The organism is Clostridium sp. (assembly GCF_036660475.1).
Taxonomy (GTDB): Bacteria; Bacillota; Clostridia; order Clostridiales; family Clostridiaceae; genus Clostridium_J.
This window is the reverse complement of record NZ_JAVXAO010000003.1, coordinates 87,724-112,760: the sequence shown is the minus strand read 5'-3', so window position 1 is coordinate 112,760 and position 25,037 is coordinate 87,724. Positions and strand designations below refer to the sequence as shown.

The 25,037-nt window shown below is 29.9% G+C and carries 25 protein-coding genes; 21 read left to right on the top strand and 4 right to left on the bottom strand.

The annotated features are described in order from the left end of the window. Positions 1-104: 104 nt before the first annotated feature. The 3 genes from RSA29_RS06080 to RSA29_RS06070 are packed head-to-tail and all read left to right on the top strand — an operon-like array spanning position 105 to position 3,924. On the top strand, positions 105-1,292 hold the full coding sequence (locus tag RSA29_RS06080; protein WP_346942662.1) for a M20 family metallopeptidase: 1,188 nt from the start codon (positions 105-107) through the stop codon (positions 1,290-1,292). 20 nt (positions 1,293-1,312) lie between these two features. Further along, a complete protein-coding gene (locus RSA29_RS06075) occupies positions 1,313-2,269 on the top strand; it encodes an RluA family pseudouridine synthase (RefSeq protein ID WP_346942663.1) in 957 nt (318 codons plus the stop codon). A gap of 29 nt (positions 2,270-2,298) precedes the next feature. Further along, positions 2,299-3,924 carry a polysaccharide biosynthesis protein gene (locus RSA29_RS06070; protein WP_346942664.1) on the top strand — a complete coding sequence of 542 codons (1,626 nt, stop codon included), beginning with the start codon at positions 2,299-2,301 and terminating at the stop codon, positions 3,922-3,924. Between the two features lie 32 nt (positions 3,925-3,956). Here RSA29_RS06070 and spoVB read toward each other — a convergent pair whose 3' ends face one another. Then, entirely contained in the window at positions 3,957-5,459 is a 1,503-nt protein-coding gene (gene spoVB, locus RSA29_RS06065) for a stage V sporulation protein B (RefSeq protein ID WP_346942665.1), read from the bottom strand. A 571-nt stretch (positions 5,460-6,030) separates the two neighbouring features. Here spoVB and RSA29_RS06060 point away from each other — a divergent pair. From RSA29_RS06060 to RSA29_RS06000, 13 genes are all read left to right on the top strand, one after another. Beyond that, positions 6,031-6,300, top strand: a complete 270-nt coding sequence (locus RSA29_RS06060) for a hypothetical protein (RefSeq protein ID WP_346944384.1) — start codon at positions 6,031-6,033, stop codon at positions 6,298-6,300. 233 nt (positions 6,301-6,533) lie between these two features. Beyond that, entirely contained in the window at positions 6,534-7,253 is a 720-nt protein-coding gene (locus RSA29_RS06055; RefSeq protein ID WP_332660107.1) for a zinc dependent phospholipase C family protein, read from the top strand. Positions 7,254-7,371: 118 nt separating this feature from the next. Further along, on the top strand, positions 7,372-7,875 hold the full coding sequence (locus RSA29_RS06050) for a hypothetical protein (protein ID WP_332660109.1): 504 nt from the start codon (positions 7,372-7,374) through the stop codon (positions 7,873-7,875). 5 nt (positions 7,876-7,880) lie between these two features. Beyond that, positions 7,881-9,599, top strand: a complete 1,719-nt coding sequence (locus RSA29_RS06045) for a DUF4080 domain-containing protein (RefSeq protein WP_332660111.1) — start codon at positions 7,881-7,883, stop codon at positions 9,597-9,599. 251 nt (positions 9,600-9,850) lie between these two features. Beyond that, entirely contained in the window at positions 9,851-10,177 is a 327-nt protein-coding gene (locus tag RSA29_RS06040; RefSeq protein ID WP_332660113.1) for an ATPase, read from the top strand. Beyond that, positions 10,164-12,125, top strand: coding sequence for a V-type ATP synthase subunit I (locus RSA29_RS06035; protein WP_332660115.1), 1,962 nt, complete (start codon positions 10,164-10,166; stop codon positions 12,123-12,125). Before RSA29_RS06040 ends, RSA29_RS06035 begins: the two co-directional genes overlap by 14 nt. 23 nt (positions 12,126-12,148) lie before the next feature. Next, a complete protein-coding gene (locus RSA29_RS06030) occupies positions 12,149-12,622 on the top strand; it encodes a V-type ATP synthase subunit K (protein ID WP_332660117.1) in 474 nt (157 codons plus the stop codon). Between the two features lie 17 nt (positions 12,623-12,639). Then, positions 12,640-13,245: a V-type ATP synthase subunit E family protein gene (locus tag RSA29_RS06025; protein WP_332660119.1), complete on the top strand. Its 606-nt coding sequence runs from the start codon at positions 12,640-12,642 to the stop codon at positions 13,243-13,245. A 12-nt stretch (positions 13,246-13,257) separates the two neighbouring features. After that, a complete protein-coding gene (locus RSA29_RS06020) occupies positions 13,258-14,259 on the top strand; it encodes a V-type ATP synthase subunit C (RefSeq protein WP_332660121.1) in 1,002 nt (333 codons plus the stop codon). Further along, positions 14,243-14,560: a V-type ATP synthase subunit F gene (locus RSA29_RS06015; protein WP_332660123.1), complete on the top strand. Its 318-nt coding sequence runs from the start codon at positions 14,243-14,245 to the stop codon at positions 14,558-14,560. The genes RSA29_RS06020 and RSA29_RS06015 overlap by 17 nt, the downstream gene beginning before the upstream one ends. A gap of 17 nt (positions 14,561-14,577) precedes the next feature. After that, positions 14,578-16,353, top strand: a complete 1,776-nt coding sequence (locus RSA29_RS06010; RefSeq protein WP_332660125.1) for a V-type ATP synthase subunit A — start codon at positions 14,578-14,580, stop codon at positions 16,351-16,353. After that, positions 16,346-17,728 (top strand): V-type ATP synthase subunit B, encoded by a 1,383-nt coding sequence (locus RSA29_RS06005; protein WP_332660127.1) that lies wholly within the window; start codon positions 16,346-16,348, stop codon positions 17,726-17,728. The genes RSA29_RS06010 and RSA29_RS06005 overlap by 8 nt, the downstream gene beginning before the upstream one ends. Positions 17,729-17,731: 3 nt before the next feature. Further along, positions 17,732-18,391: a V-type ATP synthase subunit D gene (locus tag RSA29_RS06000; protein ID WP_332660129.1), complete on the top strand. Its 660-nt coding sequence runs from the start codon at positions 17,732-17,734 to the stop codon at positions 18,389-18,391. Positions 18,392-18,535: 144 nt separating this feature from the next. Here RSA29_RS06000 and RSA29_RS05995 read toward each other — a convergent pair whose 3' ends face one another. Further along, entirely contained in the window at positions 18,536-18,742 is a 207-nt protein-coding gene (locus RSA29_RS05995) for a DUF378 domain-containing protein (RefSeq protein ID WP_332660131.1), read from the bottom strand. 209 nt (positions 18,743-18,951) lie between these two features. Here RSA29_RS05995 and purB point away from each other — a divergent pair, with 209 nt between their 5' ends. Together purB and RSA29_RS05985 are read left to right on the top strand one after the other, a co-directional pair. Further along, positions 18,952-20,382 (top strand): adenylosuccinate lyase, encoded by a 1,431-nt coding sequence (gene purB, locus RSA29_RS05990; protein WP_332660132.1) that lies wholly within the window; start codon positions 18,952-18,954, stop codon positions 20,380-20,382. 156 nt (positions 20,383-20,538) lie between these two features. Next, complete coding sequence (locus RSA29_RS05985; RefSeq protein WP_332660134.1) at positions 20,539-21,537, top strand: tyrosine recombinase XerC; 999 nt, start codon at positions 20,539-20,541, stop codon at positions 21,535-21,537. Positions 21,538-21,674: 137 nt separating this feature from the next. On the opposite strand, the gene RSA29_RS05980 is transcribed toward RSA29_RS05985, so the two are convergent. Continuing rightward, positions 21,675-22,109: a hypothetical protein gene (locus RSA29_RS05980; RefSeq protein ID WP_332660136.1), complete on the bottom strand. Its 435-nt coding sequence runs from the start codon at positions 22,107-22,109 to the stop codon at positions 21,675-21,677. Positions 22,110-22,291: 182 nt separating this feature from the next. On the opposite strand from RSA29_RS05980, the gene RSA29_RS05975 reads away from it, so the two are divergent. The 3 genes from RSA29_RS05975 (at position 22,292) to RSA29_RS05965 (ending at position 23,883) form a co-directional block, all read left to right on the top strand. Further along, entirely contained in the window at positions 22,292-22,783 is a 492-nt protein-coding gene (locus tag RSA29_RS05975; protein ID WP_332660138.1) for a YajQ family cyclic di-GMP-binding protein, read from the top strand. 233 nt (positions 22,784-23,016) lie between these two features. Further along, positions 23,017-23,265 (top strand): AbrB/MazE/SpoVT family DNA-binding domain-containing protein, encoded by a 249-nt coding sequence (locus RSA29_RS05970; protein ID WP_332660140.1) that lies wholly within the window; start codon positions 23,017-23,019, stop codon positions 23,263-23,265. A 174-nt stretch (positions 23,266-23,439) separates the two neighbouring features. Then, positions 23,440-23,883: a MarR family transcriptional regulator gene (locus tag RSA29_RS05965; protein WP_332660142.1), complete on the top strand. Its 444-nt coding sequence runs from the start codon at positions 23,440-23,442 to the stop codon at positions 23,881-23,883. A gap of 78 nt (positions 23,884-23,961) precedes the next feature. On the opposite strand, the gene RSA29_RS05960 is transcribed toward RSA29_RS05965, so the two are convergent. Then, entirely contained in the window at positions 23,962-24,825 is an 864-nt protein-coding gene (locus RSA29_RS05960) for a hypothetical protein (protein ID WP_332660144.1), read from the bottom strand. Positions 24,826-25,037 lie beyond the last annotated feature (212 nt).

The window sequence follows — 25,037 nt, the reverse complement described above, 5'->3', positions numbered from 1 at the left end:
TATAATTGGTAGAGGTAACATTATAGTTTGGTATATAATAGACTTTATGTCTATTATTTTTTTATACAATTTAAAAAAGGCTATATTTAATTAGGAGGAATATAATGAATTTTATCTGTGAGGCTGAAGAAATAAGTAAAGAACTAATTCAGATTAGAAGAAATTTTCATGAGAATCCAGAATTAGATTTTGATTTATACAAAACTTCTGAAATTATAAAAAAGTTTTTGAAGGATGAGAAAATCGAGTTTTATAGTTGTGCTAAAACTGGTATAGTAGCTAATATTTATGGAGAAGCTGAAGATAAAAGAGATAATACTATTGCAATAAGATGTGACATGGATGCGCTACCTATAGAAGAGAAAACAGAACGAGAATACTCATCAAAAACAATTGGAAAAATGCATGGATGTGGTCACGATGCTCATATGACTATGGTTTTAGGTGCTGCTAAATTATTAAATAGACATAAAAAAGAAATTAAGGGAAATGTGAAGTTGATTTTTGAACCAGCTGAAGAAACATCAGGTGGGGCTAAAGTTATGTTAGAAGAAGGAGTATTAAATAACCCACATGTAGATGCAATAATAGGTTGTCATGTAGATGAAAGTTTAGATGTTGGAACGATAGGAATTAAGCGTGGAGTTGCATACGCAGCATCAAATCCATTTAAAATAACCATATTTGGAAAAGGGACTCATGGTGCTAGTCCTCACAAAGGAGTAGACCCAATAATAATTGCTTGCCAAGTTATTAATTCACTACAAAGCATAGTGAGTAGAGAAACTAGTCCTACATCTCCAGCAGTTATAACTATAGGAACAATTAAGGGTGGAACTGCATCAAACGTAATTCCAGACAAAGTTACAGTAACAGGAATAATAAGAACTATGAATCTAGCTGAGAGAGAGTATATAAAATCAAGATTAGTACAAATGGTTGAACTACAGGTTCAAAGTTTGAGGGGGAGATGTGAAATTTCAGTAGATGAAAGTTATCCATGTCTTTACAATGATGATAACATATTTGATGTTTTTCAAAAAGAAATGAACACTTTATTAGGTGATGATAAAGTGAAAATATTACATGAACCTACCATGGGAGTTGAAAGTTTCGCATATTTTGCTTTAGAAATACCGGCGATGTTTTATCAACTGGGGTGTGGAAATAGGCAAAAAGGAATAATTCATCCAATTCATAGTAGTTTATTTGACATTGATGAAAAATGTTTACAAGTAGGAGTTGCAGCCCACTGTACAATGGCTATAAATTATTTAAATAAAATACAATAAGAGATAAAATGGAGGAAAATATGAATATAGAAATAGGATCTAATGAAGCAGGGCAAAGGTGTGACAAGTTTCTCAGAAAATTATTAAAGGATGTTCCACTGAGTGCAATTTATAAAAGTTTTAGAAAAGGTGACATAAGAGTTAATGGAAAAAAAATCAAGGAACAATATGTTTTAGAACATGGTGATAACATAGAAATTAGATATATTAAGAGTAATGGGGAAAAGAAACCATTCAATCGTATAGAAAATAGTATGTTGAAAATAACTTATGAGGATGAAAATATACTAATGGTAGAAAAATGGCCAAATCTTTTAGTGCATAGTGATACTAAAAATGGAGAAAGTACTCTAACTGATTATGTTCTATCATATTTATATGATAAGGGCGATTATGAACCAGAAAAGGAAATAACATTTACACCTGCATCGTGCAATAGACTAGATAGAAATACATCAGGAATAGTTATGTTTGGAAAGAATTTTAAATATTTAAAGGTTCTTAATGAGGCTATAAGAGAGAGAAGTATTGAAAAGTACTATATGTCTTTAGTTCAAGGTAGGATTAAGGATGGCGTTTATACTGGGTATATACTAAAAAATGAAGATGCAAATATATCCAAAGTATATCAAAAAGAGGTACCTAACAGTAAAAAGATTGCAATGGAAGTTAAGAATATACAAAGCTGTGGTACATTTTCACTTATAGAAATAAATCTACTAACAGGAAGAAGTCATCAATTAAGAGCACATTTAGCAGAACTAGGCAATCCTATAATAGGTGATTTAAAGTATGGTGATAAAAAACTTAATAGCTTCTTTATTAATAGATATGGGTTAGATTATCAATTTTTATATGCATATAAGGTTATATTCAAATCTAATTCAGATGAACTTGAATATATGAAAAATAAAACTATTGCGGAGTCTTTACCACCGGCATTAAAGAAAATTAAAAATGATGTATTTAAGTTTTAAAATTTATTGGATTTAAATGGAGGGGTACTATGGGTGACAGAACTGAGTTAACTCAGAACTCTGTAGCTAAGGGGTTTATGGTGATGACAATAGCCATGATGTCAGTGAAAGTATTATCAGTGCTATACACCCCATTACTAAGATATATACTAGGGACAGAGGGGTATGGAATATATTATTCATCATATACTATTTTCACATATATATATACTATAGCTAATGCGGGTATTCCTGTAGCTATTGCAAAACTAGTATCAGAACTTGAGGCACAAGGGAATTATAAGGATTCTATAAAAACCTTTAAGGCTTCAAGGTTTATGTTAATTATAGTAGGCTTAATTTTATCTATATTTATGTTTGTATTTGCAACACCTTTAAGTAGTTTATTTAATAGTGTGGAATCAACATTATCTATGAAATGGTTAGCTCCTGGAATATTTTTAACATCATTAATGTGTGCCTATAAAGGATATTTTCAAGGCACTGGGAATATGACACCAACGGCAGTAGCCTTAGTAGGGGAGCAGACTCTTAATATTATATTTAGCCTAATATGTGCATATCTTCTAGTTGGATTAGGGAATCCATTTGGTGCAGCAGGAGGAACTATTGGAACCGTAGTAGGTGCACTCGGAGCATCGCTATATTTTATTTGGATATATAGTAGAAATAGACAAGGGATTATACATAAAAAAAATGATCCTGGGGTAACTAGGTTAAGTAATTCATCTATTGTAAAATCTATTTTAAAGTATGCGATACCTATAACAGTGGGATCAGCGCTTCAAAGTTCCGGTACACTTGTAGATCTGAAGACTGTAAAAGCAAGGCTTTTATATACTGGATTAAGTCAAAGTAATGTAGAGCTGCAATGGGGATATTTGTCTTTATACAATACTCTTATTTCAATACCTATGGCTATGATTGGAGCGTTAGCTATATCATTACTACCTGCTATCTCTAGAGTTAATGCATTGAGTGATAAGAAAAGCTTAAGGTTTAATATTAAATCTGCATATAGAGTTACATTTATGATAGCTATTCCATGTGCAATAGGACTTGGGGTATTATCAATGCCTATTGTAAAGATTTTAGGATATGATATAGAGGTATCGCCTCTTTTAATTTGGGGTTCTTGGGTATTAATATTATATGCAATAAGTTTGGTGCAAACTTCAATTTTACAAGGTATGGGAAAAGTAACATTAGTAACAGTATACTCAGTTATAGGCATAATAGCTAAGATTTTTGTTAATTATATACTTGTAGCTATCAACAATATAGGCATATTAGGTGCTATATTTGGGAATGCTGTGTGCTATTTGATAATGGTAATGTTATTTCAGTATAAGATAAATAAATCTTTAGGGATGAAAATTAAATTAATGCCAGTTGGGTTTAAACCAATGATCTCTGGTGTTTTTATGGGTATTATAACAGTTATATCATATAGAGGTATAACTGTAATTTTAGGATTTATATTAAGCGGATATATATTAAATTTTATCGCGACTCTAATAACAATAGCTATTGCAGCTTTTTCATATTCATTAATACTTGTGTCTATAGGCGGGGTTAATAAATCTGATTTAAGGGCTTTACCTAATAGATTAGTAAAATTTATTCCTGTTAAAATCTATAATAAGTTAAGATAGAAATAAGAACCACATATTTGTGGTTCTTATTTTTATGAGCTTTTCCTTACTAACGTAATTGATATGAAAAAGAGTGAAAAGGAAACGGCAATTATACTTATAGATTTTTCAATCATAAAGGTAATTGGTATAGTAGAATTTAATACTGTCGATATAATAAATATTAATGTAGAAACTAATGCAATTATTATAAATTCACCGAATTGAAAAGTAAGGGGTATTACTTTATTTATATAATATAGATTAATTAAAAGTCCAATTATAGAAGTTATGATTAAAGAGATTCCAAACCCATAAATGTTAATGCTTGGAATGCCAATTAAAATGAACAGTAACACCAACTCTATGAGGGCAGTAATAATAGATCCGACAAGGATAACTTTTTGTTTACCTATACCATTTAAAATACTATAGGTACAGAAATGACAATACATAAAAGGTGCAGAGATAGAAGCTAGTTTTATTAATTCACTTAAGTCATTTCTATTAAAGAAAAGTTTGCCTAACAAATCTGGACATGTAAAACATACTATTATTGTTGAAATTCCGAGCATAAAACATATTTTTATTACTTCATTTACTCTAGATTCTATATTTGTAAAATCATTTTGACTAATTTTTCTTGATATGTCAGGTATGATTACCGTTGATAGTGACATGACTATAACAAGAGGAAAATAAACGATTGCTAATGCCATGCCATTAAATTTACCGATTAATTCTAATGATCCTATATAACTAAATCCAGCGGCGACGAGCCTACGTGGAACTAATAGTGTAGCTATGCTTTGAAGTGCAGTAGTTAAAAATCCATTTATAGCTAGAGGTAATGCTACTATCAATATATTAAATAGTAATTGAGCACTATTTTCCGGGCGGGTACTATTTGTATAAGGTATTTTTTTCTTGCTTCGTTTATAAAATATGTATAGAAACAAAAAACTTATTATTTCTCCAACAGTAAATGAAAAATAGGTAGCTGCTACAGTATTTTCAATAGTTATAAGTGAAAAATAGTATATAATTGATACTAATAAAATCATTCTAACTGCTTTTTCCAATATATCTATAACTGACGGGGTAATAACTTCGGATATTCCATAGAAATACCCTTTATATACGCATGAGATTGCTATAAATATTATAGCTGGTGATCCTATCCATAAAGACTTAATAGCTCTAGGATCTTTGATTATATAGTTGCAAATTATTGGAGTTAATATAAACATTATGCCTGATATAAAAATTGACCAAAGTATAATAAAAACTAAGGACGCATTAACTGTTTTATCTAAATCCTCATATCTTTCTGTACCGATGCAAGCAGAGGTTTCCTTTGAAATTGCTGCTATTATTCCACCACATACAAGACAACAAAATAAATCGTATATTGGCATAATTAATCCGTAAAGACCAACACCTTCTGGTCCAAGTTGTCTTGATAGAATAATTGAAAACATAAATCTCAATACACCCATGGCGAGATTAGAGAGAGTTAGAACTAGAGTATCTCTATAAAAAGTATCTTTCTTCATTTTGATTACCTCCCGTTTATATAGTATACATATGAAGTAATATATAAAAATATTCTAGTCTATCTATTTTAATAAACTATAAAGCAAGACTTAATTTGAGTTATATAGATATAGTGTACGTATACTATATTTAAATGTACGATATTTGAGGATAAGAATGTTAGAGTATAATTTTAGTAGGCAAATATTGCAAAAAAAACAAAGGAGATACAAATGTATCTCCCCATTATCCAAAATATACCTTATAATATAATTGTCAAGAAAACATTAGGAGGTAATTATTTTGGATAATATAAGTTTATTAGAAAATGGAATAACTTTCAAGGATATTGAAGAAAAAATTTATAAAACTGTCTGCATGTGGCATGTGACACTATGAAAGAAGTGCTAGAGCGCTTAGACCGTAGGTTAATGGAAAATAGAGATACTAAGGAGTTAAGAAATAAAGGTATTAAACATACAAGTATTAAAGCTATTATGTGAAATGTGGAATTTGATAGAAGAATCTATGAATTTGTAATGGATGATGGAAGGAAAGCATACAAATTTTTGCTTGAAAGGTGCGGAGCATATGTCTAAGATACTTACTGAAAATACTAACAATAACATAGAATCTATTATAGATAATACGTATAGAAATATAGCCTCTGATCAATTATTAAAACAATTTGAAGAGATAATAGTTCTGCATCCTGAGGCTGTAGATAGACATTTGAAGAAAAGTAAGGTATATAAGACAAAACAAGGGAATATGCCTTACGATGGCTGCGCCACAACCGAAGGAAGAAATACTATAAGAAACCTAATAAGGAATAGAATATTTAGTAATTTAGGATTTTAATAATTGAAAAATTAGTTGCTAAACTACGGGTGAGCTGCGCCCTAAACGGGCAAAGCGTAGATTTAAAAAGCAATTTTGCACTGGTATATTTCAAGGAAAAAGGTTTGCCAACTTTTACTTGACTCAAATTAAGAATGGTATGTTAGATAATAATATTATAATAGAGTATAATATTAATGGATAAGATTAATATTAGGAATTAATAACAAGACAAGGGAAAAGAAGGTGTTTGCATGAAAAAAATAGAGAGAACGTATAGTAAAACAATGACGGCAATAATAAGAGTCGCAAATCCAATAAAGAAAAGGATTAAAAAAACAGATTGTATAGTACATAAATTTATAAATAAAGAGGCACTTAAGCTTTTAAAACAAGATGGATATTTTGATGAATATAAATATTTTTCAAAACATATTACTGATTTAAATAAAGGGGTGAAATGGGCTGATGCGGATTTGAAAAGTACAAATCATTTTTATCATCATGAAAAGGGGATGGGGTTATATGGATTTTCAAATGCAAAAGAAGAGTGTATTAAATATTATAAATCTGCTATTTTTTATGGTGCAAGTTTAGATATTGATAAAGCTATGTTTTTATTAGGTGCAGCATGTCATTTAGTTCAAGATTCTACAGTTCCAGCACATGCAATGAAAAATTTAAAAGGGCACAAACCGCTAGAAAATTTTATAATTGATAAAGTTTTAAATGGATATTCTATAAATACAAGTGAATATATTATAAGGTATAATAATATTGAAGATTATGTTATAAAAAACTCTAAATTTGCGGTTGCAACTGAAAGAAGATTTGAAGATATAAAGATTAAACAGCAACGATTTGACCAGATATCGGAAGTTATATTGCTTCAAGCATGTAGGACAACAGCAGGTCTATTAGTGGATTTTTATAAAATTATAAAATCTACTTACAATGAAGATAATTTATTTTAAGTTAAATTAATCACTTGCATATTTCTATTCAATAAATAATTCTCTACAGATATATTTAATGAAGGTATTTGAAAACTTTAGGAGAATAATTAATGAAACAGTTTATGAGAGGTGTATTATGGGAAATGTATTTTTAACTTTAGAGAAAGAGGTTTTCAGAGGAAATGTTTTGGATATAACTTATGGCAATGATGGTGTAATATATCATGCAAATAAATATTATGATAGCTATATTGAAGTTGATTATATTGAAAACAAATTGTTTGAAAAAGCCCAAGTAGAGGAATATTATGATAGTTGTATATTGTTTTTTTCTTTGAATAAGATTAAATCTAGTAAATTGAGAAAGGAACTTTTTAGCAATATTTATAACAAAATTAGAAAGAATGGATATGTGTATATATATGATATACAAAAAAAGAGATTTAACACCGCTAAGATAAATATAGAAATTTTATTACCAGATAAGAAATTAAAAAAAATAAAAATTAACTCATATAACATATTTAGTGATAGCACAACAGAAAAAATTATAAATGATTTAAATATGCATTTTGATATAATAGAAAGTATTTCATCAAATGGTGCTATTAAGATTATTGGTAGAAAGAAAGGTTGTTAAAAATAATGAAAGTAATTTTAGTTGCAGTAAATTCAAAATATATACACAGCAATTTAGCAGTTAGGTATTTAAAATCGTACACGGCAGACTTGGAGTATCAATGTGATACTATTGAATTTTCAATTAATGATAGGGAAGAACGTGTTGTGGAGGAAATACTCTATAAAAAACCTGATGTTATAGGGTTTTCATGTTATATCTGGAATATAGAATTTGTTAAAAAAGTAGCAACGCTTATAAAACTTATAGATTCACAAATTGAAATTATATATGGCGGTCCAGAGATTTCATTTAACCCAGTAGAGTTTCTAGAAAATAATATTGGGGAATTTATTATTGAAGGAGAAGGAGAAGAAACTTATAGAGAATTAATTAATTTTAAAATAAATAAAGAGATAAGTGGTAATGCTATTAAGTATAATCCTATAAAAGGATTGTACGCTAAGATTGAAGGGAATATTAACTATGGTGGTAAGCGACCACTAATGAATATGAATAATATAGCATTCCCTTATGATATAGATGATAATCTTGAAAATAAAATAGTATACTACGAAGGATCGAGGGGATGCCCATTTAACTGTAAATATTGCTTATCATCAACGACACATGGGGTAAGATTCTTAGAGTTAAATAGAGTCTTAACTGAACTACAATTCTTTATAGACAAAAAAGTTAAGTTAGTTAAGTTTGTTGATAGAACATTTAATTGCAATAAAATTTTTGCTAATACAATTTGGAATTATTTAATTGAAAATGGAAGTGAAACTTGTTTTCACTTTGAAGTATCAGCAGATTTATTTAGTAGTGAGTCATTTAATATATTAAGTAAAGCTCCATATGGAATGTTTCAATTTGAAGTAGGGGTTCAAACTACCAATAATGAGATATTAAACAATATAAATAGAACAATTAAGTTTTCAATAATTAAAGAAAAAGTGTTAGAACTAAATAAGTTAAGTAATATAAAACAGCATCTAGATCTTATTGCTGGTCTACCTGGTGAAAATTTTAATTCATTTAGAAAATCATTTAATGAAGTGTATGAAATAAGTCCCGAAGAGCTTCAACTAGGATTTTTAAAACTTTTGAAAGGTTCACAAATGCGAGAAGAAAGCGAAAAATGGGGAATGGTATATTCTCCATACCCACCATATGAAATATTAAAGACTAAAGATATCAGTTATGAGGAGTTAATAATTTTAAAGAAAATAGAACACATGGTAGATAAGTATCTTAATAGTGGAAAATTCTATAACATCCTCAATTTTTTTGTTAAGAGTGATAAGTTTAAAGATGTATTTGAATTTTATTATGAACTGTCAAAGTTTTTTGATGGGAAAGGGTATTTCAAAAGAAATATATCGGCAGTTGATTATTATTATATATTTGTTGAGTTCAATAAATTCATTCGAGGAGGGGATGAAGAGCTGTTGATGGATGTAATTAGGTATGAATATTTTTCATACAATAATACTAAATGGGTACCTGACTTTTTGAAAGTAGATACTATAAAGAGCGATGAAAGACGAATAAAACAAATTGTTATTGATAACAATTATATAGAAAATACAAATAAAATAAGTGTGTTTAAGGTTAATTATGACTTGAAGAAATTTATTGACAGCAATACAGTAGAAAAATCTAGTATGTATATAGCATTTATAGCAAATCCTATGAGAAGTAAAATATTCATTAAGAATGATCAAGTTGGTATTTTTTAAAAAGTCAAGTAAAGTATTTGTTATATTAAAAAGTATATTTTATTAATAATAATATATTTACGTAAATGATATTGAACAAATTATTTAATTTGATATAATAAGTGTTAATACTTCGGAGTAAGCATTATTTAATCCTATATTATATGATATGCAATACCTCTTAGTGAGTATGTTGCCAATTTAAGGTGTATACCTGTAAAGTAGTTGATTTATGATTGATTATTAATTTAATATTTAAAGGTGGTGATATTTTGGCACTAGAAGCAATTAATAAAATACAACAAGCTGAAGCGACTGCGCATAATATAATTGAAAAAGCGGTGGAAGATAGTAAAATTATTCTTAGTGATGCTCAAATTAAGGCGAATACAGAATATGAAAAAATTATCGATGAGGCTATGTTAAAAGCGAAAAAAATGAAGGATGATGCTCTTATTCAAGGTGAAGAAGATTCAAAACCAACTATTATTAAGGGTGAACAGGAGATGAATCAAATATTAAATACATCTCAACCGAAAGTTGATTTGGCTGTTAATTTAGTAATTGAGAGGATAGTGAAGTTCGATGGCAATAGTTAAAATGAATAAATTTATGCTCTTAACGCTTGAAGAGCGAAAGCACCTGCTACTTGAGCAATTACAATCTTTTGAAAATGTACAATTTATAAACCTAAATAAAAGCGATATTATAGAACTTAATGAATTGAGAAAAGATGATTCGACTAAAGAGATTGCTGAAATTCAAGAAGAAATATCAAAGGTTAAGTTTATTATTGATATTTTGACTGCTTTTAGTGATAAACCTAGTATGTTACGAAATTTAAAGGACGGCAAAAAAAATTATACTTATGATATATTAGAAAGTATTACTAAATCATCTAATTGGAATGAAGTTTATAATGAAATTAAGAAAAATAATGATAGCATAAATAAAAATAATAACGATATCATTAACTTGAAAAACAATATATTAGAATTAGAACCTTGGATTAATTTAGATATATCACCAGGAAGCTTAATAGGATTGAAGTCTACAAAAGTTATATTAGGTGAACTAGCTATTGGTGCTATAGATGAAATTAAGATTAAGCTTGAAGCGATAACTCCAAATTTTTATATTGAGAGTATAAGTGTTACCAGCAAGAATGAGTATGTAATTATACTGATTCAAACAGATAATTTGTCAGATACTGAACAGTTTCTAAAGCTGTATAATTTTTGTAAAGTTGACATTAATTGCAAAAGAACCCCGATTGAGACTATCAAAGAGTATAATAACTTAATAGCTTCTATAACATCAGAAAATAATTCTATTGTAGAAAATCTAAAATTACATATAGAACAAATTGAAGAGTACAAAGCTGTTTATGAATTTTATAGTTGTTTACTTTCAAGATTAAAGGCTACAGAGAATTTTTTAAGAAGCAAAAGTATTATTGCAATAGAAGGGTATTATCCATCGGAACTAAATGAAAAATTAGAAGAAGCTCTTAAGGATACATTAGGTGAAAATTATTATATTGAGATTGAAGATGCAGATGGTGAAGATGTTCCGGTAAAGCTTGAAAACAATACGGTATTTGAGTCTTTTGAAGCAATCACATCTATGTATAGTGTGCCTAAATATAAAGAAATAGATCCAACCCCTTTATTTGCACCATTTTATATTTTTTTCTTTGGAATGATGCTATCAGATGCAGGATATGGATTTATAATTTTTGTTGGTACATTAATTGCACTTACTAAATTTAATCTAGATGAAGATATGAGAAAATCAGTGAAAATGTTCTTTTTATTAAGTATATCAACAATGTTTTGGGGAGTTCTTTATGGAAGTTACTTTGGAGATTTTCTTGGTATAAAGCCACTTTGGATGAATCCAGCAGATAATGTAAGTTTACTTATGATTGTATCTGTAGTTATGGGGCTAATACAAATATATGTTGGACTTGGAATAAAGGCATATATGCAAATAAGGGATAAGGATGCTATAGGTGCTATTTTAGATGTAGGATTATGGTACTTAACTCTTACTGGAGCTATTATTTGGGCGTTAGGTGGATTTGGATATTCAGAATCATTAGGAATTACTTCAATGGGAATCAACATTGCAAAGTATGCAACGATTGTAGGTATGGTAGGAATTGTACTTACTCATGGACGTAAAGAGAAGTCAATTGGTGGAAAGCTAGGTCAAGGATTTTACTCTTTATATGGAATAACTTCCTATGTAGGAGATTTAGTATCATATACAAGACTTGCAGCGTTAGGACTTGCAACTGGATTCATAGGTTATGCTTTCAATATTATGGTAGATATGGTTTCTACATCTTGGGCAACTGTAATATTCGGCGTAATAATATTTGTTTTTGGACACATGTTTAATTTGTTTATTAATGCACTTGGCTCATATGTTCATACAAGTAGATTGCAATACCTTGAATATTTCGGTAAGTTTTATGAGGGTGGAGGGAGTGCTTTCCAACCTTTAAAATACAATTCTAAGTACTTTAAAATATTAAAATAGATAAAATTAGGAGGAATAATATTATGATGGAATTTTTAGAACTATACGGTGGAATAGTTATAGGAGCAATAGGGGTTGCCCTTGCAGCAGCTTTACCAGGAATAGGATCAGCAAGAGGGGTTGGAATGGTTGGTGAAGCAGCTACAGGACTTTTGGCAGAAGAACCAGATAAATTTGGTAAAGCTTTAATTCTTGAATTACTTCCAGGTACACAAGGTCTATATGGATTTGTTATAGCACTTTTAGTATCACTTCAATTAACTCCTGAGATGTCTTTAGCATCTGGCTTTTATTTATTTGCAGCATGTCTTCCTATTGCACTTGCTGGATGGAAATCAGCAATAGCACAAGCTAGAACAGCAGCAGCAGCGATACAAATACTGGCTAAGAGGCCTGAACATAATACAAAAGGTATTATTTTAACTGTAATGGTTGAAACTTATGCATTATTAGGTTTCGTAATGTCTCTATTATTAGTAATGAATAATAACTTTTAATTAAGGAAGTGAAAAGTATGTCTAATTTAGATAATCTTACTTCTAAAATTATAAATGATGCAGAAGTTAAGAAAATTGAAATTTTAAATGAAGCTAGTATTAAAGCAGATAAATTAATTGGTAATAAAATAGAAGAAGCTACGAAAAGAGCTTCTTCTATTTTAGAAAGAGCAACACTTGAAAGTAAATCGGCGAGAGATAGGGTTATATCTAAATCTGAACTTGAAGTAAGAAATAATAAATTAAAGGCTAAGCAACAAATTATTGGGAAAGTTTTTGAAATTTCAAAACAAAAGTTAAAAGATATGGATTCGGCAAAATTTACTCATTTTATGCATGCAGCTATAATATCATTAGATATTGACGGTGATGAAGAGATAATTATGAATGAATTAGATAGAGTTAAATTGCCAAAAGATTTTTTGGAAAGATTAAACATGGACCTTTTGAATTCTAAGAAGTTAGGGCTTGTATCATTTTCTAATAAAAATTATGTTATTGATGGTGGATTTATAATATCTAAAAATGGAATTGAAATTAATAATTCCTTTAATGAATTAGTAGATTCGCTTCGGTATGAGTTAGAATATGAGGTCGGTAAAATATTGTTTTCAGAAAAGTAAGGAGGTATTTAAATGGATAGAATGGACTTTACCCATGCTGTAGCTCGATTAAGGGTTATTGAAACGAGACTCCTTGACAAGAATAGAATAGAAAGACTGTTAGATAGTGAAACTCCAGAAGATGTTTTCAAAGTATTACAGGAAACAGTATATGGAATGTTAATAAACAATATAGATTCAGCTTATAATTACGAGAAAGTTCTCAAAGAAGAGCTTGTTAACGTTTATACTGATTTATATAAAATATCACCAACAAAAGAAGTTATAGATATCATGAGTTTACGGTATGATTACCATAATATAAAGGTGCTGATGAAAGCTAAAGCTATGGGAATAGATTTAAGTAATATTTTAATTCCAATTGGAACAATACCAGTATCAGATTTTAAGACTGCTATATTATCTGATGAACTGAAATTACTAGATAATAATTTCAGAGAGGCGATTATGAGCGTAAATGAAGAATTTAATGCTTACAGTGATCCTCAAAAGATAGATACTGTCCTAGATAAATTCATGTTTAAAGATATGTTGCAAAGAGCAAAACAACTTGGTGTTGATTTTATAACTGAGTATGTAAAGCAATCTATAGATATAACTAATATAAAAACTATGCTTAGAGTTAAAAGACAGAATAAAGATGGAAGATTTTTAGAAAGTGTATTGATATCTGGGGGAATCATTGAAAATAAGTTATTCATAGATGGACTTAATAATTCGTTAGAGTCATTTATCAGTAAAATAAGAAGAATTTCTTATTCAAAAGTGTTAAACTTTATCTTAGATGAATATACATCCACTGGGAATATTGCATCTTTAGATGTACTATATGATAATTATTTAATGGAATATATAAGAGGTGCTAAACGTGTGAATTTTGGACCTGAACCTATTATTGCCTATATAATTGCAAAAGAAACAGAAATAAAAATAATTCGAATTATAATGGTAGGTAAAATTAATAAGGTAAGCACTGAAGTTATTAGGGGAAGGTTGCGTGAACTGTATGCATAAAATAGGTGTAGTTGGAGATAGAGATTCCGTTTTAGCATTTAAAGCATTAGGGATCGACGTTTTTCCAACAATAGAAACTGAGGAAGCTAGAAAAATTGTTGATAAAATGGCTTTTGAAAATTATGCTGTAATATTTTTAACTGAGCAATTGGCACAGCACTTAGAAGACACTATTCAAAGGTATAACAAAAAAATTATACCAGCAATTATTTTAATACCTAGTAATCAAGGTACATTAAATATTGGTAAACAAAGAATTAGTGATAATGTAGAAAAGGCTGTAGGGGTAAATATCTTATAGAAGGGTAGGTAAGAAGCTTGAAGAATGGTATTATTGTTAAAGTTTCCGGTCCATTAGTTGTTGCTAAGGACATGGATGATGCAAATATATTTGACGTTGTAAAGGTCGGTGTAAAAGGCCTGATTGGTGAAATTATCGAGATGAGAGGAGATAAGGCTTCAATTCAGGTGTATGAAGAAACATCTGGTATTGGTCCAGGAGATCCAGTTGTTACAACAGGAGAGCCACTAAGTATTGAACTAGGACCTGGATTAATTGAATCAATGTTTGATGGAATCCAAAGACCACTTAATGCACTACAGAAGGCTGCAAATTCTCCATTTCTAAAAAAGGGAATTGCAGTTAAGTCTCTAGATAGAGTTAGAAAATGGGACTTTAATCCGATAGTAAAAGTTGGAGCGGCTGTAGAGGCTGGAGATATAATTGGAACAGTACAAGAAACACCTGTAGTATTACATAAGATAATGGTTCCATATGGAGTTAAAGGAATGATTAAAGATATCAAGGCTGGTAACTTTACAATTGAAGATATTATCTGTGATGTAGAAACTGAGAAAGGTATTAAATCTCTAACTATGATGCAGAAATGGCCAGCTAGAAAAGGTAGACCTTATACAAGCAAACTTAAGCCTATAGAACCAATGGTTACGGGACAAAGAGTTATTGATACATTTTTTCCAGTAGCAAAAGGTGGAGCTGCAGCAGTTCCAGGACCATTTGGAGCTGGAAAAACAGTAGTTCAACATCAAATAGCTAAATGGGGAGATACAGAGATTGTTGTTTATGTTGGGTGTGGTGAACGCGGTAACGAAATGACTGATGTTTTAAATGAATTTCCAGAATTAAAAGATCCAAAGACTGGCGAAAGTCTAATGAAGAGAACGGTACTTATAGCTAATACATCCAATATGCCAGTTGCTGCTCGTGAAGCTTGTATTTATACGGGGATAACAATAGCAGAGTATTTTAGAGATATGGGTTATTCAGTTTCAATTATGGCTGACTCTACTTCAAGATGGGCAGAAGCACTTAGAGAAATGTCGGGAAGACTTGAAGAAATGCCGGGTGATGAAGGTTATCCAGCTTATCTAGGATCAAGACTAGCTGATTACTATGAAAGAGCAGGTAAGGTTATATGTCTAGGTAAAGATGGAAGACAAGGTGCAGTTACTGCAATTGGAGCTGTATCACCACCAGGGGGAGATTTATCAGAACCAGTTACTCAGTCAACGCTAAGAATAGTTAAGGTTTTCTGGGGACTTGATGCACAACTTGCATATAAACGTCATTTCCCATCAATAAATTGGCTAAATTCATATTCTCTATATTTAGATAGTATTGGTGAGTGGATGGACGATGAAGTTGCACCAGATTGGTCTAGCTTAAGAATAGACGCGATGACATTGCTGCAAGAAGAAGCTGGACTTGATGAGATTGTTAGGTTAGTTGGTATAGATGCATTATCAGAAAGAGATAGGCTAAAGCTTGAGGTAGCAAAATCTTTACGTGAAGATTATTTGCAACAAAATGCTTTCCATGAAGTTGATACATACGCTTCACTTAACAAACAGCATAAGATGCTAAAATTAATTCTTTTATTTAAAAAAGAAGCAGAGCGTGCATTAAGTTCTGGTGTGTATTTAGATAAAATTTTAGGCTTAAAAGTTAGGGATAGAATTGCTAGAAGCAAATATATATCCGAAGACAATATGAACGCTATTAGTGAGATCGCTGATGAATTGCAAGTAGAGGTAAATAAGTTAATTAGCGAAGGAGGTGTTCTGAATGCTTAAGGAGTATAGAACTGTTACAGAGGTTGTGGGGCCTTTAATGGTTGTTGAAGGCGTTGAAGGCGTAAAATATGATGAATTAGTTGAAATTGAATTACAAACTGGTGAGAAAAGAAGAGGAAAGGTTTTAGAAGTTAATGGATCTAAGGCTATGGTACAACTCTTTGAAGGTTCTTCAGGTATTAATTTAAAAGGTACGAAGGCTAAATTTCTAGGAAGACCACTTGAACTTGGTGTATCTGAAGATATGCTTGGTAGAATTTTTGACGGTATGGGACATCCAAATGACAATGGCCCTAACATAATTGCAGAGAAAAGAGTGGATATAAATGGTGAGCCTATAAATCCAGTATCAAGGGATTATCCGTCTGAATTTATTCAAACAGGAATATCTGCAATTGATGGACTTAACACTTTAGTAAGAGGACAAAAATTACCTGTTTTTTCAGGATCAGGTCTTCCTCATGCTCAATTAGCAGCTCAAATAGCACGTCAATCTCAGGTATTAAATTCAGATTCTAAATTTGCAGTTGTGTTTGCTGCAATAGGTATAACTTTTGAGGAAGCACAATTTTTTGTAGATGAATTTAAAAAGACTGGTGCAATAGATAAATCGGTATTATTTATGAATTTAGCTTCAGATCCTGCGATAGAGAGAATTGCTACGCCAAGGATGGCGCTAACTACCGCTGAATATTTAGCTTATGAACGAGGTATGCATGTGCTTGTTATAATGACTGATATAACAAACTATGCAGAAGCATTAAGAGAAGTATCAGCAGCAAGAAAAGAAGTGCCAGGTAGACGTGGATATCCAGGATACTTATATACTGACTTATCAACATTATATGAGAGAGCAGGAAGATTAAAGGGTAGAGAAGGTTCTATAACTCAAATACCTATCCTTACAATGCCAGAGGATGATAAAACACATCCTATTCCTGACCTTACAGGATATATTACAGAAGGACAGATTATACTTTCAAGGGAACTATACCAAAAAGGAATAATGCCACCTATAGATGTATTACCTTCACTTTCAAGACTTAAGGATAAGGGGATAGGTAAAGGTAAAACAAGAGAAGATCATGCAGATACAATGAACCAATTATTTTCAGCATATGCTCAAGGTAAACAAGCAAAAGAACTATCAGCAATTTTAGGTGAGTCTGCACTTTCAGATGCAGATAAAAAATATGCTAAATTTGCAGAGGCTTTTGAAAGTCAATATGTGTCTCAGGGATTCAATACTAATAGGAGCATTGAAGAAACGCTATCACTTGGATGGAAGCTTCTAAAGATACTTCCTACAACTGAACTTAAGAGAATTAGGGATGAATATCTTGAAAAATATATGCCAAAGAGAGATGAGGAGTAGTATATGGCAAGATTAAATGTGAATCCTACTAGAATGGAGCTATCAAAACTAAAAAAAAGATTGGCAACAGCAACTAGGGGCCATAAACTTCTAAAGGATAAGCAGGATGAGCTAATGCGAAGATTTATAGAACTTATAAAGTACAATAATAAGCTGCGTTCAGAGGTTGAAGAGAGCTTACAAGGCACATTTAAAGATTTTCTTATGGCGTCTGCATCGATATCACCTGAATTTCTAGAAGAAGCTATTTCTTTTCCAAAGGAGAGTATATCACTAGAACTATCTGAGAAAAATATAATGAGTGTTAACGTTCCAGTGATGAAATTTGTAAGGAAACTTGAAGGAGATTCGGGGAGTATTTATCCTTATGGATTTTATAGTACATCATCTGAATTAGATAACTCAATTGAAAAACTATATCTAATTCTACCTAAACTTTTAGAACTTGCTGAAGTAGAGAAAACTTGCCAACTTATGGCGGATGAAATTGAAAAAACAAGACGAAGAGTTAATGCATTAGAGTATATGACAATTCCTCAACTTCAAGAGACTATTAAATATATTAAGATGAAACTTGATGAAAATGAAAGAGGAGCTTTAAGTCGACTTATGAAAGTAAAGGATATGATGGAAAAAGCACAAGAGATTCAAGAAGCGCAATAATAAGTAAAAAATGACTGCAGACGATATTACAATGTCAGCAGTCATTTTTTCATTTAAGATATTTCAAGAAAGTTTAATGTAAACAATAAATAATAAATGGATATCATAATAAAATTATTTAAATCTACTTATGATTATAATTCCTTACTTCTTGTTTAAACAATATAAAAATTTTATTATATTTACGCCCGCAAGTCCTACCAAAATGTATAGTGATCTAGCTAAAATATCTGAGAATCCAAATACGAAATGAATTAAATCAAAATTGAATAATCCAAAGATACCCCAATTAAGCGCTCCTATTATTATTAGTAGAAATGATATTTTGTCTATTAAACTTATTTTACACATATAAATCCCCCCTAGATAAATGAATTACTATAAAACAACATGTTTATATAGAATTGTAGTATAAATATATGAAATATTAGGTTAAAATAGAACAGTAATACCATAGAACAGTTTATAATAACACGAATTTTAAATAGACTTTTACTTATAAAGTATGTTATAATTCGGAATGATAATGGAAAAAAAATATTTTTGTACGGGAGGCTATTATGAGAAATACATATAATTCACCACTTAATACTAGATATGCATCAAAAGAGATGAGCTATTTATTCTCTGATGAAATGAAATTTAAAACTTGGAGAAAACTTTGGGTAGCTTTAGCAGAAGGCGAACAAGAATTAGGGTTAAATATTACAGATGATCAGTTAAAACAGTTGCGAGATAATATAGAAAATATAGATTATGATTTAGCTGCGAGACGAGAGAAAGAAGTTAGACATGATGTAATGAGTCATGTTTACACATATGGCGTTGCAGCTCCATTAGCTAAGGGGATAATACATTTAGGTGCTACGAGTTGTTATGTAGGAGATAATACAGATTTATTAGTAATGCGTGAGGCTATGCACTTAATAAGGAAAAAAATAATAAATGTATTAAATCAATTGGGTGAGTTCGCTATGAAGTATAAGGATTTACCTACATTAGGATTTACTCACTTACAACCGGCTCAACTTACTACAGTGGGAAAGAGAGCCACACTTTGGATGCAAGAATTACTAATGGATTTAGAAAATATAGATTTCGTTATAGCTAGTATGAAGTTTAGAGGAGTAAAAGGTACTACTGGAACTCAAGCTAGTTTTATGTCATTATTTAACAATGATGAGGAAAAAGTTAAGAAATTAGATAAAATAGTATGTGAAAAGATGGGATTTTCAAAAGCATATCCAGTTACAGGCCAAACTTATTCAAGAAAACTTGATTCTATAATATTGAACACACTGTCTGAAATAGCTCAAAGTGCTTATAAATTCAGCAACGATATGAGACTTCTTCAAAATATGAAAGAGATGGAGGAACCATTTGAAAAAAATCAAATTGGATCTTCTGCTATGGCATATAAGAGAAATCCTATGAGAAGTGAAAGAATTAGTGCTCTTGCTAGGTATATAATTGTAGATTCTCTGAATCCGGCAATTACGGCTGCAACACAATGGTTTGAAAGAACTTTAGATGATTCAGCAAATAAGCGTATATCCATTGCAGAAGCATTTTTAGCGTTGGATGGAGTACTAGACCTATACATTAATATAACGTCTAATATGGTCGTATATGAGAAAGTAATAGCATCTCATGTAAACAGTGAGCTGCCATTTATGGCAACGGAAAATATTATGATGGAAGCTGTTAAGCGTGGGGGCGATAGACAAGAACTTCATGAGAAGATAAGACTTCATTCATTAGAAGCGGCAAAACAGGTAAAAGAATTTGGAGAGAAGAATGACTTAATTGAAAGAATATTAGCTGATGAATCTTTTGGATTGTCGAAAGATGAAATTCTTTCAATAATAGACCCAAGTAAGTTTACTGGAAGAGCTAGTGGTCAGGTAGTTGATTTTATTGATGAGTATATAAATCCTATACTTGAGATGAATAAAGATAAACTAGGGGAAGCCGTAGAAATAAACGTATAAAAGCATGGATACTAAAAGCAGACGTGACGATTACGTCTGCTTTTAATTTTCATTAAAATAATTAAAGGATTTTAGTAAGTTTTGTAGAATATATAATGTCGTGAAATGTAAGTTTCGCGACATTGAACATTGATTTATAAAGGGGGAAGTAATTTTATGAATTTAAAATCAAATTACATGTACGATGATTCTCTTCCGAAAATCTTAAAAGATTATTTAAGTTATTTATCTTCTGTTCGTGGCGCATCTAGTAATACTATTGCCGCATACAGTTATGATTTAAGTTTGTTTTTTAAATACTTAAAGCTCCAGTGTAAGGAAGTTTCTCTTTCGTTTGAACTTTCTTTTGAAGATATTCCCATTGTGGATATTTCGGCTAAACATCTTAATGATTTACAATTAGTGGATTTTTATGCATATCTCTCCTACTTAGAAAATATGAGATGCAATGGTACCTATGCAAAAGCTAGAAAAGTAGCATCTTTAAAGTCATTTTTTCACTACTTATGTTCTAAAGCAAAAATAATAATTCAGGATCCAACCCTTGATTTAGAGAGTCCTAAAATCGGTAAGCGATCCCCTATCTATTTGACACTTGAGGAAAGTAAAGATCTATTATTAGCGGCTAATAATAGAGAAAAACACTCTTTCCGTGATTTATGTATCATTACCCTATTTCTTAACTGTGGTGTACGTCTTTCGGAACTTTGTAGCATAAATATTACTAATATTAAAGGTGATACTCTTACGGTTATAGGAAAAGGAAATAAAGAAAGAACAATTTATCTTAATAAAGCCTCTATAAAATCTATAAATAAGTACTTAGTTGTGAGAAATGAATTAATAGATAAAGTGTATTTTGATGATAGGGATGCTTTATTCATAAGTGGTAAGTATAGAAGGATAAATAAGAGGACTGTAGAGAGGGTTGTTAAAAAATATGTAGGGTTGGCAGGACTAGACAAGGATAAGTATACTCCACATAAGCTAAGGCATACGTCAGCAACGTTACTTCATAAACATGGTGGAGTTGATGTGAAGACTCTACAAGAAATCTTAGGACATGAAAATGTTAGTACTACACAAATTTACGTACATGTAGATGATGAAACGATAAGGAAGGCAGTTAACTCTAATCCCCTTGGCGATGAATAAACTATATGGATGGTTACATTAATTAAATGACTGCTGATATTATAAATAAGCAGCAGTCATTTCCTGTATTCACTAATATAAAATTATTTATTAGTGTGGCATATTCTTAAAATTAAATATAGTTAAAATAAGTATTTTTAAGAGTGTTTTTTGTAAACATAAAGTCCAGGAAATTTTTCTTCTAACTCATCTGTAGATGCAATATCTTCTAAAAGTTCACCCATACCTTCAACATCATCTAAATAAGTCCAGTTTTCTTCATTATCCATTACGTCAATATAAGGCATATCATCTATTATGTCAGCATCTTCTTGAAAATCATCCTCAAGATCATCCTCAAGATCATCTTCATCACTTAAATCAAAATCACTAAAATCTTCGATGCTAATTTCAATTTCATTATTTATGTCTTTATCAAAAACTTCATCTATTTTTACTTCTTTAACATCATATCCTTCTAATTCTAAACATTTACTACAATTGTTACAAATCTTCTCTTTATTATATTCGCAGAGATTACATTCTCCGCAATTAGTACATGGCTTTTGTGCTTCAAAAATACATTCTTTCATATTTATCACTACCTTTTTTATTACTCTTTAAGTTATTGAATTATTGTATCAAAATCAACTAGAAACTTCAATAAAATAATAAAATATAGTATTGACTATAATTTTATGTAGACAATATAGTATATATAAATTATTATATATTTATATATTTTTTACATAAAATTTTTTTTGGAGGTTTTAATATGGCAAGTTCGTATTCGTTTGATGTAGTATCAGAAATTGATATGCAGGAGGTTGATAATGCTATTAATCAGGCTATAAAAGAAATTAAACAACGGTATGATTTTAAAGGTACAAAAACAGAGATAACTCTAGTGAAAGATGAAATTAAGATTATATCTGACAGTGAATATAAGTTAAATAGTGTAATTGATGTACTTAAATCAAAGTTTGTTAAAAGAGGTGTACCAACTAAGGCTATTGATATAGGTAAGGTAGATAATGGCTCTTTAGGAACTGTTAAGGTTACGTGCAAGTTAATAAAAGGAATTGCTATCGATAAAGCTAAATCCATGGTTGCAGATATAAAATCAAGCAATACAAAAGTTCAAGCGCAAATTATGGATAATCAATTAAGAGTATCTGGTAAGGATAAGGATGATTTACAATTAACAATGCAACTCCTAAAATCTAAAGATTATGGTATTGCTATACAATTCTCGAATTATAGGTAATTTTGCGATAAAAAAGTATGAAATATCACTTTTATCTTAAAAAATTATAAATAAATTAAAAAATTACTATGAATTTGAGTAAAAATAAGTTATAATAAATATACATTAACTATTAATGTATAATTTAATTCTAATTGGATAATTTAATAATGTATGTTATATATAATAAATTAGATATATAAATTACTTTAATACTTAAGAAAATTTAATAATAAACTTTAGGAGGAAATATCATGAAATCAACAGGTATAGTAAGAAAAGTAGATGAACTAGGGAGAATTGTAATCCCAATAGAATTAAGAAGAACATTAGATATAGAAATAAAGGACGCTTTGGAGATATATGTAGATGGAGATCAAATAATATTAAAAAAATATGAACCAGCATGTTTGTTCTGTGGAAATGCTAGAAATGTTACTAATTACAAAGGTAAAAATATTTGTGAAGAGTGCTTAGACACAATAGCTAAAATTAAAGAATAATAAAAATCAGTAGATGCCTTAAGTTATTGTATGTGAATATGATAATTTAAGGTTTTTTTTATGACTAACATTAACATAATATTGTAATTAATTGACCATATGCAAAAAAAAGAATATAATAAGGTATATAATTGATAAATTGTGACATTTATATTTTAGTTAAGGAGTGATTTTTTGAAACTTCATAAAGATATACAAATAGAAAAAATAGAACAATTGCTAAGGAGAGTTTGTTTTTATATAAAGAAAAAAGGTAGAACTATACTTGAAGATTATGATATTACACCAGCTCAATTCGAAGCTTTGCAAATAATTATAAACCACAGCGAGGTAACTATTAGCGAGCTTAGCAATAAATTGTATCAGGCTCCAAGCACGATTACAGACTTGGTTGATAGGATGGAGAGTAAGGAACTTGTTAAGAGAATTAGAGATTCTAAAGATAGACGAATAGTAAGAATCAAGTCATTAGAAAAAGGAAATCAAATTCTAGAAGCGGTTTTGATTGAAAGATGTAAATTTTTGGATCATGCGCTAAAAGAAGTGCCGGAGGAAGATAAAAATAACTTTACACAATATTTAGATATTCTTCAAAAGGCCTATACTGAAGGTAAGTAGGTATATTGCTTACTGTAGTTAATTATTTAGAAGAATAACAAAAGCTTTAATACAAAATAAATTGTATTAAAGCTTTTGTTATTCTTTTTGAGTATATATAGTAGGAAATTTTGACAATAAAGTTTCCTTCTCTGATATCAAGGTGGTTACCCTATCTTCGAATTGAGATTTTAAGGCCCAGATTCTCTCTCTATACTCCTCATCTTTTTCAATTAACTTCTTTTGTTCAAATAGTTTAAATTCATGTTCTCTTAATGATAATTTTTTATTAAAATCATCAGACTGCTCTTTTAATTTTTTTTCATAGTATATAGCTATTTCTTCTAATTGCTTCCTCACTGAAGAATTATCAATACGTTCACTTTGTAATTGATTTGAGTAATTTTGGGATGCTTTAATGGATTCGGTTAGATCTTCTTTAATTTTTTCGTTTAATAACTTAAGGTCCTCTGACTCACTTTTGTATTTCATTAATTCTTCATTTTTATCCTTAAGCATTGTATTGAGATCTTTGTACTCATTTAATGTTTCTTTTGATTTAGTTACCAATCGTGTATATTCGGTTAATTTTTCCTCAAGATTCTTATTTTTTAACTTAATATCATTTAATTCTACTAATGTTTTATCATTACCATCCTTTAAGTTTTTCAAGGCTGTTTGTTCTTCGTTCAATGTATTTTTAAAGTTATTTGTTAGTTCTAGTGATTTGAGTTTGTTTTTATCTATAACATTTACATATATATCTAATATTCGCTTTGTTATAATTTGAAGCTCCTCTACATCATTTTTAATGTAGTCCACATCGCAAGATGCCTTATTCAGTTCGTAAGCCTTAATGATAACATCCATAAATTCTTTATTGTTTACTCCCTGTTCTTCTGCTAGTTTTAAAAACTTTTCTTTTAAACCCTCATTTATTCTTACACTTAAAATTGAATCCATTTTTAAAATCTCCTTATAATTTAAATATGTATATTACAATACTAAGTATACCACAGATAACCGCTGTATACAAATGGTTTATATAAGTATACAGAGTGTATACTTATATAAATAACAACAACCCAGTTCAAACTATTCAATATAACTAACATTATATTGAATGGTAAAATATATACTAATATTATTGCTATAATTTGATGTTTACAAATAGA

Bases quoted from the DNA above. Each gene is read 5' to 3' on its own strand.
- RSA29_RS06080 (WP_346942662.1), top strand. From the start codon at position 105: ATGAATTTTATCTGTGAGGCTGAAGAAATAAGTAAAGAACTAATTCAG.
- RSA29_RS06075 (WP_346942663.1), top strand. From the start codon at position 1,313: ATGAATATAGAAATAGGATCTAATGAAGCAGGGCAAAGGTGTGACAAG.
- RSA29_RS06070 (WP_346942664.1), top strand. From the start codon at position 2,299: ATGGGTGACAGAACTGAGTTAACTCAGAACTCTGTAGCTAAGGGGTTT.
- spoVB (WP_346942665.1), bottom strand. From the start codon at position 5,459: ATGAAGAAAGATACTTTTTATAGAGATACTCTAGTTCTAACTCTCTCT.
- RSA29_RS06060 (WP_346944384.1), top strand. From the start codon at position 6,031: ATGTCTAAGATACTTACTGAAAATACTAACAATAACATAGAATCTATT.
- RSA29_RS06055 (WP_332660107.1), top strand. From the start codon at position 6,534: ATGAAAAAAATAGAGAGAACGTATAGTAAAACAATGACGGCAATAATA.
- RSA29_RS06050 (WP_332660109.1), top strand. From the start codon at position 7,372: ATGGGAAATGTATTTTTAACTTTAGAGAAAGAGGTTTTCAGAGGAAAT.
- RSA29_RS06045 (WP_332660111.1), top strand. From the start codon at position 7,881: ATGAAAGTAATTTTAGTTGCAGTAAATTCAAAATATATACACAGCAAT.
- RSA29_RS06035 (WP_332660115.1), top strand. From the start codon at position 10,164: ATGGCAATAGTTAAAATGAATAAATTTATGCTCTTAACGCTTGAAGAG.
- RSA29_RS06030 (WP_332660117.1), top strand. From the start codon at position 12,149: ATGATGGAATTTTTAGAACTATACGGTGGAATAGTTATAGGAGCAATA.
- RSA29_RS06025 (WP_332660119.1), top strand. From the start codon at position 12,640: ATGTCTAATTTAGATAATCTTACTTCTAAAATTATAAATGATGCAGAA.
- RSA29_RS06020 (WP_332660121.1), top strand. From the start codon at position 13,258: ATGGATAGAATGGACTTTACCCATGCTGTAGCTCGATTAAGGGTTATT.
- RSA29_RS06005 (WP_332660127.1), top strand. From the start codon at position 16,346: ATGCTTAAGGAGTATAGAACTGTTACAGAGGTTGTGGGGCCTTTAATG.
- RSA29_RS06000 (WP_332660129.1), top strand. From the start codon at position 17,732: ATGGCAAGATTAAATGTGAATCCTACTAGAATGGAGCTATCAAAACTA.
- RSA29_RS05995 (WP_332660131.1), bottom strand. From the start codon at position 18,742: ATGTGTAAAATAAGTTTAATAGACAAAATATCATTTCTACTAATAATA.
- purB (WP_332660132.1), top strand. From the start codon at position 18,952: ATGAGAAATACATATAATTCACCACTTAATACTAGATATGCATCAAAA.
- RSA29_RS05985 (WP_332660134.1), top strand. From the start codon at position 20,539: ATGAATTTAAAATCAAATTACATGTACGATGATTCTCTTCCGAAAATC.
- RSA29_RS05980 (WP_332660136.1), bottom strand. From the start codon at position 22,109: ATGAAAGAATGTATTTTTGAAGCACAAAAGCCATGTACTAATTGCGGA.
- RSA29_RS05975 (WP_332660138.1), top strand. From the start codon at position 22,292: ATGGCAAGTTCGTATTCGTTTGATGTAGTATCAGAAATTGATATGCAG.
- RSA29_RS05970 (WP_332660140.1), top strand. From the start codon at position 23,017: ATGAAATCAACAGGTATAGTAAGAAAAGTAGATGAACTAGGGAGAATT.
- RSA29_RS05960 (WP_332660144.1), bottom strand. From the start codon at position 24,825: ATGGATTCAATTTTAAGTGTAAGAATAAATGAGGGTTTAAAAGAAAAG.